Here is a 19,669-nt window from a genome sequence, read left to right as displayed (position 1 = left end):
TATTCACCATGATCAACTAAAAATTCAACAGTCTCTATAGACCAATGGATTCTAAAGTTTTGCCTTTGGTTTCCTCACCTAAAACCAAAATCACCACAGCAACTGCAATTAAGACTGCTGTAAACATCATAAAGACATAGCTAAAACCATGATCCATATCCATCATATGTGTCACAGCAAAAGGCGCGGCAATGCCCCCGATCCGACCAATGGCACCCGCCCAGCCCGAACCAAAGGCACGAATATTGGCCGGGTATTGTTCTGGTGTATAGGTATAAAGTACGCCCCAAGCACCGAGATTAAAGAAGGACATTAAACAGCCCCAAATCACAATCTCTGTCACACTGCCAGACTGACCGAAGAAATATGCCGAAATTGCACACATCCCAATGAAGCCCGCCAACGTAGCTTTACGACCTAATTTTTCGACCAACCATGCAGCTGCAATATAACCCGGTAATTGTGCCAAAATCATGACCAAAACATATTCAAAGGATTGAACAATGGTGTAGCCTTCTTTGACCAATAAACTTGGTAACCATGTAAAAATACCGTAATAAGAAAAGACGATACCGAACCAAATGAGCCACAGCATTAAAGTACGACGTGCAAAAATCCCTGACCACAACTGTGAAAAACTGATATTGTGCTTTTCTGCAACCGGTTTGACTTCAAAGATTTCAACAACTTCTACACCACATTTGGCTTCAATCTTTTTCACCAATGCATGTGCTTCATCAAAACGTCCACGGTTAATCAAATAAGGCACCGATTCGGGCACCATTTTCCAAATCACGATCGCATATAACGCAGGAATACCGCCAATCAGGAAAGCCGCATGCCAACCAAAATCCGGAATAATAAAGCGTGAGACCAACGCTGCAACCAACCAGCCCAGTCCCCAAAAACTTTCTAGTAAGACAATAAAACGACCACGCACATGCGCCGGAATATATTCACTGACCAAAGTCACCGCGACAGGGAGTTGCCCCCCTAAACCTAGGCCGACAATAAAACGAAATACCAACAACCAAGTTAGATTAGGTGCAAACGCACATGCAGCGGTGGCTAAGCTATAAATCACCAATGTCCATGCAAAGACTGTTTTTCGGCCGAAGCGATCAGCCAATCCACCAGAAAATACTGCGCCAATCGCCATCCCAACAAAACCAATCGAGACTACCCAACTTTTATCATTTGGTGTCATGGCCCAATCTTCAGCCATTTTCGCTAAGATAAAGGAAATGAGCCCCGTATCCATGGCATCAAACATCCAGCCAAGGCCAATAACCCAAAGTAAAGTGTAGTGAAACTTACCGATGGGTAAGCGTTGTATACGTGAGACTAAGTCCATAACAAGATCTCTGAACTGGTGGAAGGATGAACACTGCTTTCCCAACAGGATGTATGATTTTGCGTTTTTTAGTATAGATCCATGCAAAAGACCGACCATTGATCCGTCTTTTTAGCATTTTAATGTGATGTTATAGCAACGCGGCTACGACAAATCTTTTGAAGATACTGACTGATCATCATCATCTTTATAAATAAATTTAGGCATTTCTAAGCCAAAGTAAATGGCGATCAGACGTAAGGTGAAACCGAAAATGAGCGTCGCAATGACGGTCAATTCTAGCGATAAGCCAATCTCAATGCAGAGCCAATAACAAATCACGGACACAAAAGAAATACTGGCATAAAGTTCACGACGGAACACCAGCGGCACATCGTTACATAGAATATCTCGTAGAATACCGCCAGAGACCCCAGTTAACACCCCTGCTACCGCAGAGACGACAAAACCATGTCCCATTTCTAAAGCAATTTGACAGCCAATAATGGTAAAACCTATGAGACCAAGGGCATCGAGAACCAAGAAGATATTACGAAGATGACGCATCCACTTTGCAATCAGGATGGTGACAAATGCAGCAAAGCAGGTCAGCATGAGATATTCTGGATGCTTAACCCAAGTCAGTGGATAGTGCCCAAGCAGCACATCACGAACCGAACCGCCCCCCAGTGCCGTGACACAGGCAATCAATGTTACCCCAAACCAGTCCATACTCCGCCGACCCGCAGACAATGCACCTGTCATTGCTTCTGCCGTGATTGCGATAATATAAATAACGGTAAGTAACATCGCCCTTCTTCCACTGAGGGTTGAGATGCGCGCTATTCTAAGCTAAATCTGCTCAAATGTTATAAAAATTGCGCACAACATTGTTTAAATTTTCGTCCAGAACCACAAATACACGGCTGCTTCATGGTGATTTTCATCTCTGTGGTCGGATCAAGGAAATACCAGCGCTGCTCGAACTTCACAAAGTGTGAAATTTCATGATGTACTTGCGCTTGCTGCCCATCGTGATAATGCGCTTTAAATTCAACTTGAGCATGGTTTTTATCGAGCTTTTCTTGGGCTTGTACCACCTCGAGCTTTAACCATTGATTGGCCTGACTCCACGCTGCAATAGCACTCACATCCAAAGCTTGCTGCTGTCCAAGCGCAGTTGTTTGTACAATATAATCAATCTCATGCTGTGCAAAAGCACTATAACGTGATCGCATCAACTGCTCTGCGCTCTGTGCATTTTCACGCCCCGTATGTAAGGGCTGACAACAGCTAGCATACTCACCTTTGCCACATGGACATTGGACTTGTGACATGTTTGTTTCCATAAAAAAATAGCCTGACAATGCAGGCTATTTTAACGGATCTTTCCACACAATTTTCATCAGCAGTATGCGAATCCATACTGATCTATATAGATTAAGCTGAATGTTCTCTTGGCCTCAGCTTAATCTTCAGTTGGCATGGGAATGACATGCACTTTTTCGATCTTATGGCCATCCATTGTGACCACTTCAAAGATGTGTTCATCCGCTTTGAATTTTTCACCATTGGCTGGTAAACGGCCCAAATGAAATAAGATATATCCGGACAATGTCGAATACTGTTCAGCATCATCCACCAAGTCACGACCTAACAATAAAGACACATGACGAATGTCGGTTGAGCCATCGAGTAACAATGAACCATCATCGAGACTTTCTGCTGCCGTCTCTGGTTCATCTTCATCAGGGAACTCACCAGCAATCGCTTCTAAGACATCAATCGGTGTTGCAATCCCTTCAATTGAACCGTATTCGTTTAACACCAAGGCCATTTGCAACGGCGCTTGACGTAGCTGTTCCATCACCATCAAAACTTGAGCATTTTCATGCACCACCACTGGCTCACGGAGATGTTTTTCGAAATCGAGTACGCCTGTTTCAATATAGTCATTCATGACTTTATGAGTCAGTACCGCACCCGCAATATTGTCAAGCTCACCATGTGCCACAATTAAACGTGAATGCGTGGTACTGAGTAATTGAGCACGAATCGCCTCAGGTTCTTCATCTAAATCAATCCATTCCAGTTCAGGACGAGGTGTCATCACGGACTTTACTGGACGCTCAGATAAACCCAGTACCCCTTGTACCATGACACTGTGGTAAACCCCGTTGTCTTCATCAAAGACTTCATCAGCAAAAGCACGTGTTGCAAGCACATCTTCATTTTCATTTTGATTGTCTGCAACATTTTTCCCACCGAGCATACGCATCACAGCTGAGGCTGTGCGATAACGTAAGTCTGTGGTTGTCACCATTTTTTCCTGATTATGACGCATGGTTTGGTTCAAGAACTCAATCATGACAGAGAAACCAATGGCCGCGTATAAGTAACCTTTTGGAATATGGAAACCAAAGCCTTCGACTAAGAGCGAGAAACCGATCATCATCAAGAAACACAGGCACAGAATCACCACCGTTGGGTGACGGTTCACGAAGTTCATCAGTGGTTTAGATGCCCACAGCATAATGCCGACAGCAATAATGACCGCAATCATCATGACAGAAAGGTGTTTCACCATCCCGACAGCGGTAATCACGCTATCGAGCGAGAACACGGCATCTAGCACCACAATCTGCACAATCACCATCCAAAACGTCGCATGCACAGGATTTTCTTCCTTTAGCATAGGCTTGTTTTCAAGACGTTCACGCAGTTCCATGGTGCCTTTAAATAGCAAGAACACCCCACCAAACAGTAAAATTAGATCTCGACCGGAAAATGGATGGTCGAAAATATGGAACAGTGGGTTGGTTAGAGTCACCACCCATGCAATCGAGGCCAGTAAGATCAATCGCATACACAGTGCAAGCAATAAGCCGACAATCCGTGCAGTATTACGCTGTTCTGGCGGTAATTTTTCCGCAAGAATCGCAATAAATACCAGGTTATCGATACCTAAAACAATCTCAAGCACCACCAGTGTCAATAAACCCACCCATGCAGATGGGTCGGACATCCATTCAAAGATCATAATTGTATCTCCTGAATGTTATTCACACGTGGATCATGCTGAATTGAAGATGATATGCATTGGACATGCGCAAACGCTTTTAATGGCGTTCTTTCTAATATTTTGATGTGTGCTGAGTGACAACAACCACTACCCATGACGGTTCTTTAGCTTAAAATGAAGTTTTAAGTATAGCAAGTTAAGGTAAAAATTCACCCTTTTTTACCAAAGTACAATCTCAGTATGGAAGAATTTAAACCCAATGATGACATTAAATTGTCATATTTAGCTGCCAATGTAGTGTCATAAAAAATAACATGCTAAGGTAAAATTAAAACGTAATGAATAGCGGATTAAAAATGACAGAAAAACGTGGTAATCCTTCTCCTGCTACAACACAACCTTTAATCGCACTGTATTGCGGCTCCCGCTCTGGTAACAATCCAATTTATCAAGAAAAAGCCATCGCATTAGCGCAAGGCTTGGCTGAACATGGTTTTGGTCTGGTCTATGGTGGCGCCAGTATTGGCCTGATGGGTCAAGTTGCTGACGCTGTGGTCGATCATGGCGGCGAAGCCGTGGGTGTGATTCCTGAGTTTATGTTGGATTATGAAATTGCACATAATCATTTGACTGAACTACACGTCGTGCGCAGTATGCATGAGCGTAAAGCCATGATGGCAGAACGTGCAAGTGCCTTTGTTGCCCTGCCCGGTGGTCTCGGTACATTCGAAGAAATTTTAGAAATCGCCACTTGGGGACAGTTGAATCAACACCAAAAACCGATGATGCTTTATAACGTCAATGGCTTCTATGATGCACTAATTGCACAATTAGACCATGCGGTCGCTGAAGGTTTCTTGCCGCCGCAGCATCGTGCCAAACTGATCGTATGTAATTCTTCGAAGCAGATCTTTAGTGCACTAAAAAATTTAGATTGCCCAAAAAATTTCGTGGTCTAACTGTATTTTAGATGTCAAAAAGGGGAATAAAGTATTCCCCTTTTTTTATTGCTCGATGTTACTTCAAATCAAGATCGTGTCGACTTAACCTGACACTACACGATAGAACCATGGCAAGGTTGTCGCTAAGAAAATACTCATCAGTAAACCAAGCATCAACTTCATCGCATCTTTGCTGACATTTCGTGAAGTTCGATATTTATTCACTTCATGTAAATGCATGGACATGGCAAATTCACGTCCTGCGAGTAAACCCAAGAACACCCAAGTGGTACTCATTGGAATATTACTCCACTCTTTGAACACCAATAAAATCAAGGCATACATAAAGTCGATAATGGTTGCCGAGCGGATATCAGCCACACCCGTTTTGGTGTCGATAATGCCCTGAATCGCCCCGCCACGTTGGTACAAAATGATCCCAAGCAGTACGATAAACACCACAATTGCAAAAATCAGGAACTCCAGCGGCACCTGACGAGGGACGTAGACAAAAATATTGGCCAAATCCTGAATCAGCCACTGACTCCATAAAAATGCCGTCGAAACCCACTGTAGTCCCACCCAAATATTCGAGGGTGTTTCATCACGTGTTTTACTGAAATAAACCGAAATGCCTTTAATCACAAAACGGTAAATAATAATCGCGACAACAAAAGCAACCGCGTAACCCATCATCGACTTGGTTAACATCGAACCGAGACTACTCGGAGAGAAAATTGTTAACACTAAGAATGTGGTGCTGACCGGTATCCCGTAGCGAGTCAAAATGATCAGTAAGATCGGTGGCACAATATAGAGCCACGTTACCCCTTCTGCGGGAAATGGAATCGTTTCTAAACGACCATAAGATGCATCCCCCACGCCAGAACTGTACCAACCATAAACCAATACAATAGCTAGAATACTGCTGACATAGATCCACAACAGCCACCAAGGGCGATGCGCATTGGATGAAATAAAGGTTCCCAATGTCTGTGGCACATCATTACCGACAATAGAATAGGCCGCGAGACAGAAGCCTATGACCATCAGAATTTCGATTGTCATGAAAACAAAACACCTTTGCCATAAAGAAAAAGCCCTCCAATAAATGAAGGACTTGAGCGCATTATGACAGTTTATCTGGCGTTCATACAATTTTGTGCCGTGTTTTTCTCGACATCAAAATAAAAACTTTAAATAAAACAAAAATTTAAAATTTAATTATTTCAATTTAATCTGATAAACCGCCGTGCTACCGTTCACTTCATTTCTAACCACCAACAAAGGTTGAGCATTGGGCGAATCTTTAGCGGCAATAAAAATCAGATCTTCAGGTCCCACATCGCCTTGTTTAATCACATCAGTGCCGAAACTTGTAGTTTCATGTTTTCATTCGTCTTTTATTAAAATATGACCAATTTATAAACATTAGGTTGCATAGAGATGAAACTTTCATTGCATTTTTCTTGCAATTTTTTGGCTCAATTATGCAAAGCTTTTACTACATCCGAATGGCAATATTCATTTAAACTGTTTAAAAATCTCAGCTTTATTGACTTATGAATAGCACACCAACGCATCAGGCTTTACAACCAGAATTTAGACTTCTTGTGCTATTGGTCTCTATTGGCTTTTTTATGCAAGGGCTGGATACGACCATCGTCAATACAGCAATCCCAGCGATGGCAAGAAGTTTGGGCGAAGACCCTCTACAAATGCATAGTGTGGTCGTGGCCTATGTCTTGTCCGTTGCGGCGTGTATTCCCTTAAGTGGTTGGTTGGCCGATCGTTTTGGCGTACGAAATACTTATTTCACAGCCATCATTATTTTTACATTAGCATCGCTAGGCTGCGGTATGGCCAATAGCCTGAATGAGCTGTTGGTTTATCGGGTAATTCAAGGCATAGGTGGCGCATTACTGCTGCCTGTTGGGCGTTTGGCGATGCTCAAAGTGATTCCTCGGACACAGTTTTTATCGGCTATGAGTCTGATGAGCCTTGCTGGTTTAATGGGCCCCTTAATTGGCCCTACCCTTGGCGGCTGGATGGTGGAAGTCGCAACATGGCATTGGATCTTTTTAATAAACATTCCAATGGGGCTGTTAGGGGTTCTTATTACCTTTAAAGCCATGCCCAATGTGACCGAACCGAGCGTACAACGCTTCGACTTTATGGGTTTTTTCTTATTGGTCGTCGCCATGGTGGGGTTATCGTTAGGCATTGAAAACTTTGCTAGCCCTCATCTTCCGCTATGGTGGAGCCTGCTTTTGGTCGCTGCAGGCATCATCGCCAGTTTGATCTATGCCTTTCATGCACATACCCACGCCAATGCGCTGTTTCGCAGTAAATTATTTCAAAATCGGATCTATGCTATCGGCATTATCGGCAACTTCTTTGCCCGCCTTGGCGGCAATGCCATGCCATTTTTGATTCCCTTAATGCTACAAGTGGCTTTTGGCTTTGAGCCATTTATCACAGGGTTATTGATGATACCGACGGTACTCGGTTCATTGGCATCAAAACCGATTATTCGTCAAATTATTCAACGCTTTGGCTATCGTAAAGTGTTATTGGTAAATACCTTCTTGGTCGGCGCCTGTATTTGCAGTTTTGCACTCTCTACGGCTGAAACCCCCACTTGGTTACGTGCCTTACACTTTTTTATTTTTGGTATTTTAAACTCGCTGCAATTCGTTTCGATGAATACCTTAACCCTCAAAGATTTACCCCAACAAGATGCCAGCAGTGGCAACAGTTTCTTGTCGATGATTATGATGGTATCCATGAGTATCGGTGTGGCTTTGGCAGGGACTTTAGTCAACGTGTTTACGGCCTATTATGGTCCTGCACAAATCGAAACAGCATTCCATAGCACCTTGATTTTACTCGGCTGCATTAACCTGATTACCGCAGCGATTTTTTGGCAGATTCCTAAACATGTGGATGTCTAAACCTGTGTCATCGGGCAAATCTATGACAGATCAGCCCTTAAAGGGTTATGATAAAAGGGATACCTGGATACATTTTCATGCCTAAAAAAGCCAAATCACGTACCTCTAAAAGTTCACTCAAAAAATACAGCCCGATTATTGCACTCAGCGCTATCAGCGGCGTCATGGTGGTGGCTGGATTAGGTTATTTAGCCGTGATGCCGCATCGCCCTGCATCTGCAGAAGAATATCCCGTCAAAGGTTTTGATGTTTCTCATCATCAAAAAGATATTCAATGGTCAAAAATTTCACCTAAAAAATACCAATTCGTTTATCTCAAAGCCACAGAAGGTGGCGATTTTAAAGATCGAAAATTTCAAGACAACTGGTTACAAGCACGGGAAAACGGCTTTTTAGTTGGGGCCTATCATTTTTACCGTCTGTGCCGTGATGGCAAGATTCAGGCGGAAAATTTTATTGCTTCCGTGCCGAAAAAAGCCGATGCCCTTCCTCCCGTGATTGATTTGGAATATGACACCAACTGCATTAACACCTACAGCAAAGAGCAGTTACTCAAAGAAATCACTTATATGCATGATCGCTTGCACCGCCATTATGGCAAACAACCGATTTTTTATACCTCGAAGTCTTTTTATAATATTGTCTTAGCAGGCGAGTTTAAACAGACGCCGCTGTGGGTCCGTGAATATAAAGGCCCACCCGATCTAAAAAACAATCCGAAATGGCTGATTTGGCAACATACCAATCAAGGACAAATTCAAGGCATCTCGACCACTGTCGATTTAAATGTATTTTCAGGTGATGCCAAGGCATGGACTGAGTTTTTAGACAAAAACGGCGTTTCCCCGATCAAACCCCGTTGATTTATTCACCGACTCAGGACAACATCGAACAAAATAATCCATGAAAACTGAGTCGCAGGATGCGTATTTTAAAAATTTTTCTTATTATATTTTCAGTCTTTATAGTCCTCGCCATCGGGATGTTGGCATATTTGATCCAACCTTCAGGGACCTTGGCAGCGTTTAAAACGTGGCATTATCAACATCCCACACAAAGCACTACAGATACTCACTCAGCGGCGCCCTATCACGTAAAATTCTTTGGTGTTTCGACCTTACTTTTTGACGATGGTCAAGCGCAAATCCTCATCGATGGCTTCTTTAGTCGACCATCGCTCAGTCAGACCATATTCACTCAGATTCAAAGTGATCAGCTTTTATTAAAAAGCTATATCGACCAATACGACTTAAAACGTACACGTGCTATTTTCGTGACTCATTCACATTATGATCATGCGCTTGATATTCCAGCGTTGGCCCATCAGCTCCCCAAGACCATGATTGTCGGCTCTAAAAGCACCTTAAATATCGCACGGGCCATGCCAATCGCTGAATCACAACTACACGAAGTTCAAGCTTGGCAGCCGATGCACATCGGTAAATTCACCATTACTGCCATCCCCTCGCAACATACACCGCCAACGGCCGTTAATGATGATTTGGGGGAAGAAATTTCGCAGCCACTGCAACTCCCTGCACATTTTAGCCAGTTTAAAGAAGGTGGATCATATGACTATCTCATCCAACATGGGCCACATTACAGTTTAGTCAAAGCCAGTACAGGTGCTGTGCCCAAACAGTTGCAAAAACTAAAAGTCGATACCTTATTTTTAGGCATCGCTCAGCTTTCCAAGCAAACGGCAGCGTTTCAACAGCAATATTTCAAAGAAACCTTAGCGACTCTTCAACCCAGCACCGTGATTCCAATTCATTGGGATAATTTTTTCAAACCACTGAATCCAGAGCTCGAATTTTTGCCCCGTTTTGCCGATGACACCCCTCAAAGCCTAAATCTATTGATACAGTCGGCAGCAGCTCAAAACACCAAGGTGGTTTTACTCAGTCAACCTGTGTCGTTTGAGTTAAAAAATTCAGGAAAGCGCTAGATTGACTGTGCGATACTGACATTCAATTTTCAGGCACTGATCTAACTAGGCATGAGGAAAATCATACATATCGACATGGATGCATTCTTTGCATCAGTAGAGCTGCGGGAACGTCCAGAACTCAAGCAGCTTCCTGTTGTTGTGTCTTCACATCACCCTCGTGCAGTCATCTGTGCCGCGTCCTATCCTGCACGTGAGTTTGGTTTACGTTCTGCAATGTCGATGGCTCAGGCCCGTAAACTCTGCCCACAGGTCGTGGTGATCGAACCTAATTTTGAAAAATATCGTGCCGTTTCGGCGCAAATTCATGCCATTTTTCAACGCTATACGTCGCTGATTGAGCCGCTATCTTTAGACGAAGCTTATTTGGACGTCACAGAAAATTTACAACACATTCCGAGCGCCACCGAAGTCGCTATGCGAATTCAGGCAGAGATTTTACAAAGCACTGGTTTAACTGCCTCCGCAGGTGTCGCGCCCAATAAATTTTTGGCTAAAGTCGCTTCTGATTGGAACAAACCCAATGGCATTTGTATTATCAAACCATCACAAGTTCTGCATTTCATCCATGACTTGGCACTGAAAAAAATTCCTGGTGTGGGAAAAGTGACTCAAGAAAAATTAAAAGCCATGCAACTCAATACATTGGGTGATTTACAACAAATTGAAGAAGCCGTTCTGATTCATCATTTCGGTAAATATGGACGACAACTTTATCTGTATGCTCAAGGGATTGATGAACGACCGGTTCAATCTAGCCGTGAACGTCAGCAAATTTCCAAAGAAACCACTTTTGATGATGATCTCACCCTGAGCCAATGTCAGCCCTATTGGCCCAAACTGATTGACCAAGTTTGGTCTAGTTTAGAAAAAAAGCAGTTAAGCGCGCGCGGTGTATCGGCCAAATTAAAACTGAAGAATTTCCAAGTGCTACAGCACAGTAAAAGTTTTAAAACGTCACTGAATCATCGTGAAGACCTTGCGCAGGTATTGCAGCAACTACTTCATGAAATGCATATTTCTGAGGACGATCAATTTCGTCTGATTGGCGTAGGTGTCTATCAATTAAGTGCGCAAAACCAAGAAACACAACTTTCGCTGCTCTAAAAACTTCAAGAAGATCGTATTTGCTTAAGATTTAGGCAGAAGAACAAATTTAAAGCAATTTGCTATTCACAAAGCCTAAAATTAGAGTACTCTATCAGCGCACTACATTATCCGTGTATGCGCTGAGATGCTGAAAATCACCTTTACTTTCAGCATGCTGTCCTGTGATTGGCGTGACGATCAAATCCGAATATTACAGGGCAACTCTGTTGTCAATCATGGAATACCCCGCTGTATGCCTTCTGCAAAATCTGCTCTAAACCCTCAAAATATTTCACAAAATCAAGAACAACGCGCTCGTAAAGCCGCATTAAGTAGCTTTATTGGTGCCGTAGTCGATTGGTACGATTTTTTACTTTATGGCATTGTTGCCGCACTCATTTTCAAAGATCAGTTTTTCCCCAGTATTGGCAACAATATGGGCACACTTGCTGCTTTAGCGACCTTTGGCGTTGGCTTCTTGTTCCGCCCCTTAGGCGGCATTGTGTTTGGACATTTTGGTGACAAGCTGGGTCGGAAAAAAATGTTGGTGCTCACCGTCATCCTGATGGGGATTTCGACTGTCGGTATCGGTTTATTACCCAATTTTGCGGCCATCGGTTGGTGGGCCCCGATCCTGCTCGTGACACTTCGGGCAATACAGGGTTTTGCTGTCGGTGGTGAATGGGGCGGCGCTGCCTGATGGCTGTAGAAAATGCCCCGAAAGGCAAAAAAGCCTTTTACAGTAGTGGTGTACAAATTGGCTATGGCGTCGGACTCGTTCTGGCAACAGGCGCTGTGTCTTTGATTATTGCCACTTTGGGTGAAGACGCTTTTGCTGATTGGGCGTGGCGAATTCCCTTTATTGCCAGTATTGTCTTGCTGGCTATCGCAATGTGGATCCGACGTGATCAAGACGAATCTCAAGAATTCGTCGACAATGTGGTCAAAGCTAAGCAAACGCCGCAAAAATTACCGATTCTGCAAGCGATTAGCCAACACCCCAAAGCCTTTTTCTACATTATTTCGCTGCGCTTGACCGAGTTACTCACCATGTATTTGGTGACGAACTTTGCACTGAATTATTCCACCGCTCAATTGGGCATGGACAAACAGTTCTTCCTTAATATCACTTTAATGGTTGGTGCAATTAGCTGCTTCAGCATTCCCCTCTTTGCGTGGTTAGCAGATCGATTTGATCATCGTAAAATGTGTGTTCTTGGTGGATTGATTGGTGCGCTTTCAGCTTTTCCATTCTTTATGGCCCTTGATGCTCAAAATACTTGGCTGATTATTGTCGGTGCAATTTTCCTTGCCAATATTGCCCATGATATGGTGGTGAGTGTACACCAACCGATTTTTACCTCCTTGTTTGGTACCGCCTATCGCTACAGTGGCGCAGGTGTCGGCTATCAAGTGGCCAGTATTATCGGTGGTGGCTTTACCCCAATGATTGCAGCAGCTTTGGTGATTTGGGGTGATGGTTCATGGCATTATGTGGCAATCTACCTTGCTGTTGGCTGTTTATTGACGGCCTTGGTTGCAGCTACAATGCCTAAAACTCAAGATTAAGTGCTCTTTTTGCTTTCAGGATATTCCGCATGACCATCCAACGCCTGCATGTTTCAAAACGCTTTTCCGAAATCGCTATTTCTGGTCAATTGATCCATTTGGCAGGTCAATTGGCAACAGACCTTGATTTAGACATCAAAGGGCAAACACAGCAAACATTTGAGATCATTGATCAATTTCTTGCAGATGCCGGTACAGAAAAGCCACATTATGTCAGTGACCATTTATCTTAAAGATATTGAACAGGATTATGCCGCATTCAATGAGGTATGGGATACGTGGGTGTCAGACATTGAAGCATTACCCAGAACTTGTGTTGAAGCCAAATTATACGACCCGCGTGTACGGGTAGAATTAACCGTCGTAGCCGTTAAGCCTGAATAATCATTAAGCCTGAATAACAATAAAAAAAGCATGTCTAAAGCCATGCTTTTTTTGCAAAAAAATTTGCTCTTTGAATCCCTAAGATCCAATAATTTTGATCTTTTTACGTTCCAAATCTGAATATAAATGATATTTTTTCAGATCATTAACCGGCACAAATGGCGCTTGTACACGCTGCTCATTCAAGAAATCTTCACGTAATTGAACGTACTCAGGCACATCATCATAACGAATGACCCGATAGCCTGCCAAAGCGAGCAAAGCATCTTGATATTGCGACTGCTGCATCCGTTTTAGCACCATCGGATCATCTAAAGCGACGATCGCCAAGATCTGATGCTGTTCATCTAAGACGACAAAGTCCGCCACCATATTTCGATACTTGTTCCGCGTACGATAATATTTCGTGGTCAACAGTGCATCAAAAGACACATGCGCGAGGATCGTATGCTTAGGCAAAATTTCTTTTAAACGCGTGTAGGTTAATTGCTCATTAATGTTGAAAATAGCACGTTGTTTCAATGCGCTATCTTGTTGCTTAGAATCACCTTCTAAACTTTTCCAAGCCATTATGAGCACACAGAAGAGTAAAATACTCCCTATTACTATGTATATAGTCATCTCATAATCCTTTATATTTCTTATATTTTTGGTTTTTGACATACTTCTTATGAAGACGAAGTATACAACCAGTATTATTTTTTTAATTTCCTATTAAAAAAAATAACTCTAACTTTCACACAATACGTATTTAAACTGACAAAAAGTTGCAAACTTAAAGCGTTAAACATCACATGCCACTTCGTTCAGAGTAATAGCATCCATTGCTATATACAGATACTTTAGATCATTCGCTAAAACGACAGCAAGTGCATTTTCTCTCACTGTCAGACAATTCCGATAAGCTGTCAAATTTTGCTCGTATTTCATTGAGATAACCGACACACATATGGCATTGAGCTTGTAACAGCATATAAAAATGCAAACTTTCTTATGCTGCCGAGCATAACACCCATAAAAAAAGACACCGAAGTGTCTTTTTTTATTTAATCATTTTAAGCGCGTGATTTAGGCTTCGATTTTCCTTTGGGTTTCGGACCGCCAAAAGGTTTTTTCGCATCACCCGTTTCACGCGGAGGCAGACCAGTATGCTGCGTCAAGATTTGACCGCGCTCAGGACGCTTCTTGGTATTTGAAGGACGCGATTGAGCAGCCTTAGTCCGATTACCTTGTTCGCCTGTACGTTTTTGTGAATCACCCGCAATGCTTGAATTCTTTTTACGTGCAGATTGGTATTGACCATCAGCACTGCCAGCCGGTTGATACGTCGGAATCAAATGCTGTTTTGAGTTACCAATCAGATCCTGACGGCCCATTTCTTTGAGCGCTTCACGCAGCAATGGCCAGTTGTTTGGATCATGGTAACGCAAGAAGGCTTTATGCAAACGACGGCGTTTTTCACCTTTCACGATATCGACATTTTCGGTATAACGCGCCACTTTAGCCAGCGGGTTTTTACCGGTGTAATACATGGTCGTTGCAGTCGCCATTGGTGATGGATAGAAGGTTTGCACCTGATCGGCACGGAAACCATTCTTCTTCAGCCAAATCGCCAAGTTCATCATGTCATAGTCCGTCGTACCCGGATGCGCTGCAATAAAGTAAGGAATGAGATACTGCTCTTTCCCTGCTTCCTTACTGAAACGATCAAACATTTGTTTGAAACGGTCATAGGTCCCGATCCCCGGTTTCATCATCTTCGATAATGGACCTTTTTCGGTATGTTCTGGCGCAATCTTCAGGTAACCGCCAACGTGATGTGTCACCAATTCTTTGACATATTCTGGGTTTAACACCGCAAGGTCATAGCGTAAACCAGAACCGATCAGAATCTTTTTAATCCCCGGCAATGAACGTGCTTTACGGTATAACTGGGTTAAAGGCGCATGATCGGTGTGCAAGTTTTGACATACACCTGGGAATACACACGACGGCTTACGGCAGTTCTTTTCAATCTCAGGATCTTTACATGCCAAACGGTACATATTGGCCGTTGGACCGCCTAAGTCAGAAATGATCCCAGTAAAACCCGGTGCGGTATCACGAATTTTTTCAACTTCACGCAAAATCGATTCTTCAGAACGGTTTTGAATGATACGCCCTTCATGCTCTGTAATTGAGCAGAAGGTACAGCCGCCAAAACAGCCACGCATAATGTTCACAGAGAACTTAATCATGTCAAAGGCAGGAAAACGCGCTTCACCATACGCAGGATGTGGCAGACGTGCATACGGCAAGTCAAACACATAATCCATTTCTTCTGTAGTCAAGGGAATCGGCGGCGCATTCAGCCAAACATCACGTTCACCATGCTTTTGCACCATCGCGCGCGCATTGCCCGGATTGGTTTCCAAATGCAAAATACGGTTGGCATGTGCATACAGTACAGGATCATTCGCCACATCTTCATAGGCAGGTAAACGAATCACCGCCAATTCACGCGGCGGCAATTTATGCTTAATGGCTTTTGATGCAGGCTGCAGCTGCACGATTTGCGTGTCGGCGTCTAAGTTATCACCTTCACGAACAATCGGATTTGCTACCGCTTCTTTTTGGAAGCCTTGATATTGCGTAACGCTGTCTTTGCCTTTTTCGATTTCACAGCCCTCAAGGTCTTCGGTCATCACATAAGGGTTAATGATCGGATCGACACGGCCAATCGCATCGACATCATTCGATGCAATTTCAACAAACTTCGCTTTTGAAGCCCGGTTATTTTTATTCACAATAAATGCAGTACCGCGGACATCCGTAATCTCTTGGATTTTTTCACCGCGAGCCAAACGATGCATGATTTCCGTGATTGAACGTTCACCATTACCATACATCAATAGATCGGCTTTCGAGTCCATCAATACTGAACGGCGGACTTTGTCTGACCAATAATCATAATGTGCAATACGGCGCAGCGAGGCTTCAATACCGCCCAATAATACAGGCACATCTGGATAAGCTTCACGCACACGCTGGCAATAGACTGTTGCTGCACGGTCTGGGCGTTTATTCGGTTGATTATCAGGAGAATAGGCATCATCTGAACGGATTTTACGGTCAGCCGTATAACGGTTGATCATTGAATCCATGTTACCGGCAGTAACGCCCCAAGCGATATTCGGCTTACCTAACACACGGAACGCTTCAACATCTGTCCAATCCGGCTGTGCAATAATACCGACACGGAAGCCTTGCGCTTCTAAAGTACGACCAATAATGCCTGAGCAGAATGATGGATGGTCAATATAGGCATCACCACAGACCAAAATAAAGTCACAACTGTCCCAACCGAGTTGATCCATTTCTTCGCGTGACATCGGCAAAAATGGCGCAGGGTCAAAACATGACGCCCAATATTTGTCGTAATCAAACAACGCTTTTGGCGCAGTCTGCATAGTATAAGCAGTAGACATGGCTAGCAATTCTCGGCTGGCAGATGGAATGATCTGAAAAAAGATCAAAGAAGATGAAAGCCGATCATTTTACCATGAATTCCATTCATCATGCTTGATTATAATTTATACAACAACTACAGAATCATTGAATTGTTTTATATAGACATCAGATGTAATAGTACTGTAGCACGACTATAAAACTAGATTTAAATAAATCATTTGTAACTTTGCTTTAGTTTAAATCAATCTAGAATGTGCCATGAGTTATCGCATTTTATTCAACATTACAGCCTGCGCCTGTTGAAATTGAATGTGCATTTCAGGTAAATATTTTTCAATATAAATCCTACGCTTATCTATACTTTCTTGAGTCATCAATGGTTTTATATCAAGCATTTGACGGCGTGTCGTTTCCTGCTGATATTTTTGCCAAAAACTCAATGCTGCATTTGGATCAAAGCCCGCTTTCGACATCAGATCAAGTGCGAGAACATCAGCTTCTAGTTCAAATTTTGAAACTTTAGGCAGAAAAACAGCTTGCCCAGTCACACTACTGGCAGCCGTTGCAAGCGCACCGATACCCGCAGTTGAAGAAATCATCGCCACCTGACTTGCAAACAGCAGGGAAATCTTCTCACGATGATGATCACGCAGAGCATGTGCCATTTCATGCGCCATCACAAATGCCAATTCATCTTCAGTCAGCTTTAAACTCCAATACAAGCCCGTGTTAATGACAATTTTCCCACTTGGAAAAGCATGTGCATTTAAATCTTTATTTAAATTCCCACTGACTTGCCAATCCCATTGACTCGAACCATGACGGTAAAACTCCGCATTTTGCTTAAGTTTATTTAAAATTTGATCCAATTTCGGATCTATGATCAAAAGTTGCTTGTTTTTCGCTTGATGAATAAATTGTTGATAGGTTCTATCTGCCTGTTTAGTTAATAACTTTTGAGGAACGATAAAAAACTGTTTACGCTCTGCACCTGCTATCCCTAAATTCGTGGTATTTGCATAAGCTGAGATTAAGATAAAAACCAAAGCCATCATTAAAATAGTTATATTTCTCATAATCACCTTCAGTTTAAAACCAATGATGATCTATATATAATTCCAACTAAAAATAAATGAAAAAAATAAGAAAAATACATATAAATGATAAATATCAAAAACTTGAAAATATATTATATTTTAAGAAATGATAACCAAAAATATTTTATTTATTATATTTTGATGCGTTTCATTATTATGAGGCACCTTTTAAAAGAAATATTAGACCAAAGTTGTATAATCATAAAAATAGTAAATTCAGCCATTTTTATAGTGTTATTTATGTTAAAAAATAGATGTAAAACGAATATTAAATAATAGCTTATTCACATATTCCTATTTTAATTTATTCAATTTTATTGCTAAAAATAAACCGATCATCAAAATAACAGCAATAAAGCTCGTCAACCCCATCCAACCAGACATTTCCCAAACCAAACCACTACTACTACCCAAGATACTAGAACCTAAATAGTAGCAAAATAAATACAGCGATGAACCTACGGCACGGTACTGCAGGGATTGAACTGAAACCCAACTACTCGCAGTGGAATGTGCTGCAAAAAAAGCGAAAGTGAATACAATCAGCCCCAAAATGACTGACCAAAATGCCGGAATGAGCATGATCAACAACCCCAACAGCATCATGATCAGCATCGAAGGTAAAACTTTTGCCCGTCCAAAGCGTTTCCCCCAACTTGCAGCCCGAGGTGAACTATATATTCCTGCCAAATAAGCTATTGAAATTAGCCCAATCCAAGTTTGAGAAAGTTGATAAGGTTCTTCTAATAGGTGGTAGCTCATATAGTTAAATATAGAGACAAAACATCCCATGAGGATAAAGCCTTGAAGGAATAAAATTCTCAGCTTTGGATCTGCTAAATTTTTAACGAAAGATTCATAAAATCGGTTGAAACGAATGGGGTAAGCTTGAAAATGTTGAGATGCCGGAAGTAATAAAAAGAATGCTGTGGCTATACATAGGTTAATGATTCCAATAATCATCATGGCATTTTGCCAACTAATATAATCAATCAATACCCCGGCAATGAGACGACCACCCATTCCTCCAATCGCAGTACCCGATATATACAGGCCCATTGCAAAGCCTATATCTTTTTGCTCAATTTCTTCACCTATATAAGTCATTGCAACTGCAGCAACACCGCTAACACTTAATCCGATCAGCACGCGATTCAATAAAAATATTTCCCAAAGTGGAAATATAGAACTAATGATTGAAAGTGACGCTGCCAAAAATAAAGCGGTGACCATCACAGGCTTACGACCGAATCGATCTGAAATCAAACCAGTGAATAGCAGCCCAATCGCTAAGGCAATGGTAGAAAAAGATAAAGGAAAACTGCTATGTGTCGGACTGACTTGAAAATAATCCGCAAAGATGGGCATCATCGGTTGTACACAATACAACGATGAAAAAATTGCGAAGCCTGCTAAAAATAAAGAAAATAAAATGGCAAGAAATGGTCGTGTGCCGTATTCAATATAATGAGCGTTTGAAGCTAAATCAGACATGAGCTTTCCATCAATGACACGGATAGTATACGCCTTTCAGCCTTTAATTTAAAAATCACATAAAAATGAATGAAGAATTCTTTGTTTTCTTCGCCCCCTTTTCTCCCCGCATAAAAAAACACCCCCTGCACTAGTCAGGGGGTGTTTCGAATAATGAGCTGGCGATGACTTACTCTCACATGGGTAACCCCACACTACCATCAGCGCTAAGAGGTTTCACTTCTGAGTTCGGGAAGGGATCAGGTGGTTCACTCTTGCTATTGTCGCCAGCACAACTGTTATGGATACTCGCTTAGTCTAATCTCAGAGCAGTGCTCTTCGTGCTAAGTTTTCTACCAAATGAGTTATTAACAGATCATATCTGAGTTGCAGTATTTTGTTCTTAAGT

15 protein-coding genes, 1 rRNA gene and 2 pseudogenes are annotated in these 19,669 nt (G+C 42.3%); 7 read left to right on the top strand and 11 right to left on the bottom strand.

The window, feature by feature from the left end:
- Positions 1 to 34 precede the first annotated feature (34 nt).
- The 4 genes from AVJ20_RS08060 to AVJ20_RS08045 form a co-directional block, all read right to left on the bottom strand.
- Complete coding sequence (locus tag AVJ20_RS08060) at positions 35 to 1,354, bottom strand: MFS transporter (RefSeq protein ID WP_078189474.1); 1,320 nt, start codon at positions 1,352 to 1,354, stop codon at positions 35 to 37.
- Positions 1,355 to 1,498: 144 nt separating this feature from the next.
- Entirely contained in the window at positions 1,499 to 2,143 is a 645-nt protein-coding gene (locus AVJ20_RS08055) for a trimeric intracellular cation channel family protein (RefSeq protein ID WP_078189475.1), read from the bottom strand.
- Positions 2,144 to 2,202: 59 nt separating this feature from the next.
- Positions 2,203 to 2,670, bottom strand: coding sequence for a YchJ family protein (locus AVJ20_RS08050; protein ID WP_111884841.1), 468 nt, complete (start codon positions 2,668 to 2,670; stop codon positions 2,203 to 2,205).
- A 131-nt stretch (positions 2,671 to 2,801) separates the two neighbouring features.
- The gene (locus AVJ20_RS08045; RefSeq protein ID WP_078192606.1) at positions 2,802 to 4,373 is read right to left on the bottom strand and encodes a TerC family protein; all 1,572 of its coding nucleotides are present in this window, start codon (positions 4,371 to 4,373) and stop codon (positions 2,802 to 2,804) included.
- A gap of 320 nt (positions 4,374 to 4,693) precedes the next feature.
- On the opposite strand from AVJ20_RS08045, the gene AVJ20_RS08040 reads away from it, so the two are divergent.
- A complete protein-coding gene (locus AVJ20_RS08040; RefSeq protein WP_078192607.1) occupies positions 4,694 to 5,314 on the top strand; it encodes a TIGR00730 family Rossman fold protein in 621 nt (206 codons plus the stop codon).
- An 84-nt stretch (positions 5,315 to 5,398) separates the two neighbouring features.
- Here the strand turns inward: AVJ20_RS08040 and AVJ20_RS08035 are convergent, their stop codons facing one another.
- Positions 5,399 to 6,364: a hypothetical protein gene (locus AVJ20_RS08035; protein ID WP_111884840.1), complete on the bottom strand. Its 966-nt coding sequence runs from the start codon at positions 6,362 to 6,364 to the stop codon at positions 5,399 to 5,401.
- Between the two features lie 156 nt (positions 6,365 to 6,520).
- Positions 6,521 to 6,658: a hypothetical protein gene (locus AVJ20_RS18335; RefSeq protein WP_162689750.1), complete on the bottom strand. Its 138-nt coding sequence runs from the start codon at positions 6,656 to 6,658 to the stop codon at positions 6,521 to 6,523.
- Positions 6,659 to 6,858: 200 nt separating this feature from the next.
- Here AVJ20_RS18335 and mdtD point away from each other — a divergent pair, with 200 nt between their 5' ends.
- The 6 genes and pseudogenes from mdtD (at position 6,859) to AVJ20_RS08005 (ending at position 13,240) form a co-directional block, all read left to right on the top strand.
- Positions 6,859 to 8,250 carry a multidrug transporter subunit MdtD gene (gene mdtD / locus AVJ20_RS08030; protein WP_111884839.1) on the top strand — a complete coding sequence of 464 codons (1,392 nt, stop codon included), beginning with the start codon at positions 6,859 to 6,861 and terminating at the stop codon, positions 8,248 to 8,250.
- Between the two features lie 77 nt (positions 8,251 to 8,327).
- Positions 8,328 to 9,113, top strand: coding sequence for a GH25 family lysozyme (locus AVJ20_RS08025; protein WP_111884838.1), 786 nt, complete (start codon positions 8,328 to 8,330; stop codon positions 9,111 to 9,113).
- A gap of 59 nt (positions 9,114 to 9,172) precedes the next feature.
- On the top strand, positions 9,173 to 10,198 hold the full coding sequence (locus AVJ20_RS08020) for an MBL fold metallo-hydrolase (protein ID WP_111884837.1): 1,026 nt from the start codon (positions 9,173 to 9,175) through the stop codon (positions 10,196 to 10,198).
- 51 nt (positions 10,199 to 10,249) lie between these two features.
- Positions 10,250 to 11,305 (top strand): DNA polymerase IV, encoded by a 1,056-nt coding sequence (gene dinB, locus AVJ20_RS08015; protein WP_111884836.1) that lies wholly within the window; start codon positions 10,250 to 10,252, stop codon positions 11,303 to 11,305.
- A gap of 235 nt (positions 11,306 to 11,540) precedes the next feature.
- Positions 11,541 to 12,856, top strand: a pseudogene (shiA, locus tag AVJ20_RS08010) (shikimate transporter).
- 29 nt (positions 12,857 to 12,885) lie between these two features.
- Positions 12,886 to 13,240 (top strand): annotated as a pseudogene (locus AVJ20_RS08005) (RidA family protein).
- A gap of 78 nt (positions 13,241 to 13,318) precedes the next feature.
- On the opposite strand, the gene AVJ20_RS08000 reads toward AVJ20_RS08005, so the two are convergent.
- From AVJ20_RS08000 to rrf, 5 genes are all read right to left on the bottom strand, one after another.
- Complete coding sequence (locus tag AVJ20_RS08000; protein WP_078189487.1) at positions 13,319 to 13,861, bottom strand: DUF2726 domain-containing protein; 543 nt, start codon at positions 13,859 to 13,861, stop codon at positions 13,319 to 13,321.
- 434 nt (positions 13,862 to 14,295) lie between these two features.
- The gene (locus AVJ20_RS07995) at positions 14,296 to 16,707 is read right to left on the bottom strand and encodes a YgiQ family radical SAM protein (RefSeq protein WP_111884883.1); all 2,412 of its coding nucleotides are present in this window, start codon (positions 16,705 to 16,707) and stop codon (positions 14,296 to 14,298) included.
- 246 nt (positions 16,708 to 16,953) lie between these two features.
- Positions 16,954 to 17,766 carry a M48 family metallopeptidase gene (locus AVJ20_RS07990; RefSeq protein ID WP_111884835.1) on the bottom strand — a complete coding sequence of 271 codons (813 nt, stop codon included), beginning with the start codon at positions 17,764 to 17,766 and terminating at the stop codon, positions 16,954 to 16,956.
- Positions 17,767 to 18,081: 315 nt separating this feature from the next.
- Complete coding sequence (locus AVJ20_RS07985; protein ID WP_111884834.1) at positions 18,082 to 19,281, bottom strand: MFS transporter; 1,200 nt, start codon at positions 19,279 to 19,281, stop codon at positions 18,082 to 18,084.
- 156 nt (positions 19,282 to 19,437) lie between these two features.
- A 5S ribosomal RNA gene (rrf, locus tag AVJ20_RS07980) occupies positions 19,438 to 19,552 on the bottom strand.
- Positions 19,553 to 19,669: the final 117 nt, after the last annotated feature.

This window comes from Acinetobacter sp. CFCC 11171, assembly GCF_003268405.1.
Lineage (GTDB): Bacteria > Pseudomonadota > Gammaproteobacteria > Pseudomonadales > Moraxellaceae > Acinetobacter > Acinetobacter amyesii.
Note: the sequence above shows the minus strand (reverse complement) of the source record. Positions and strands in the feature narration are given on the sequence as shown.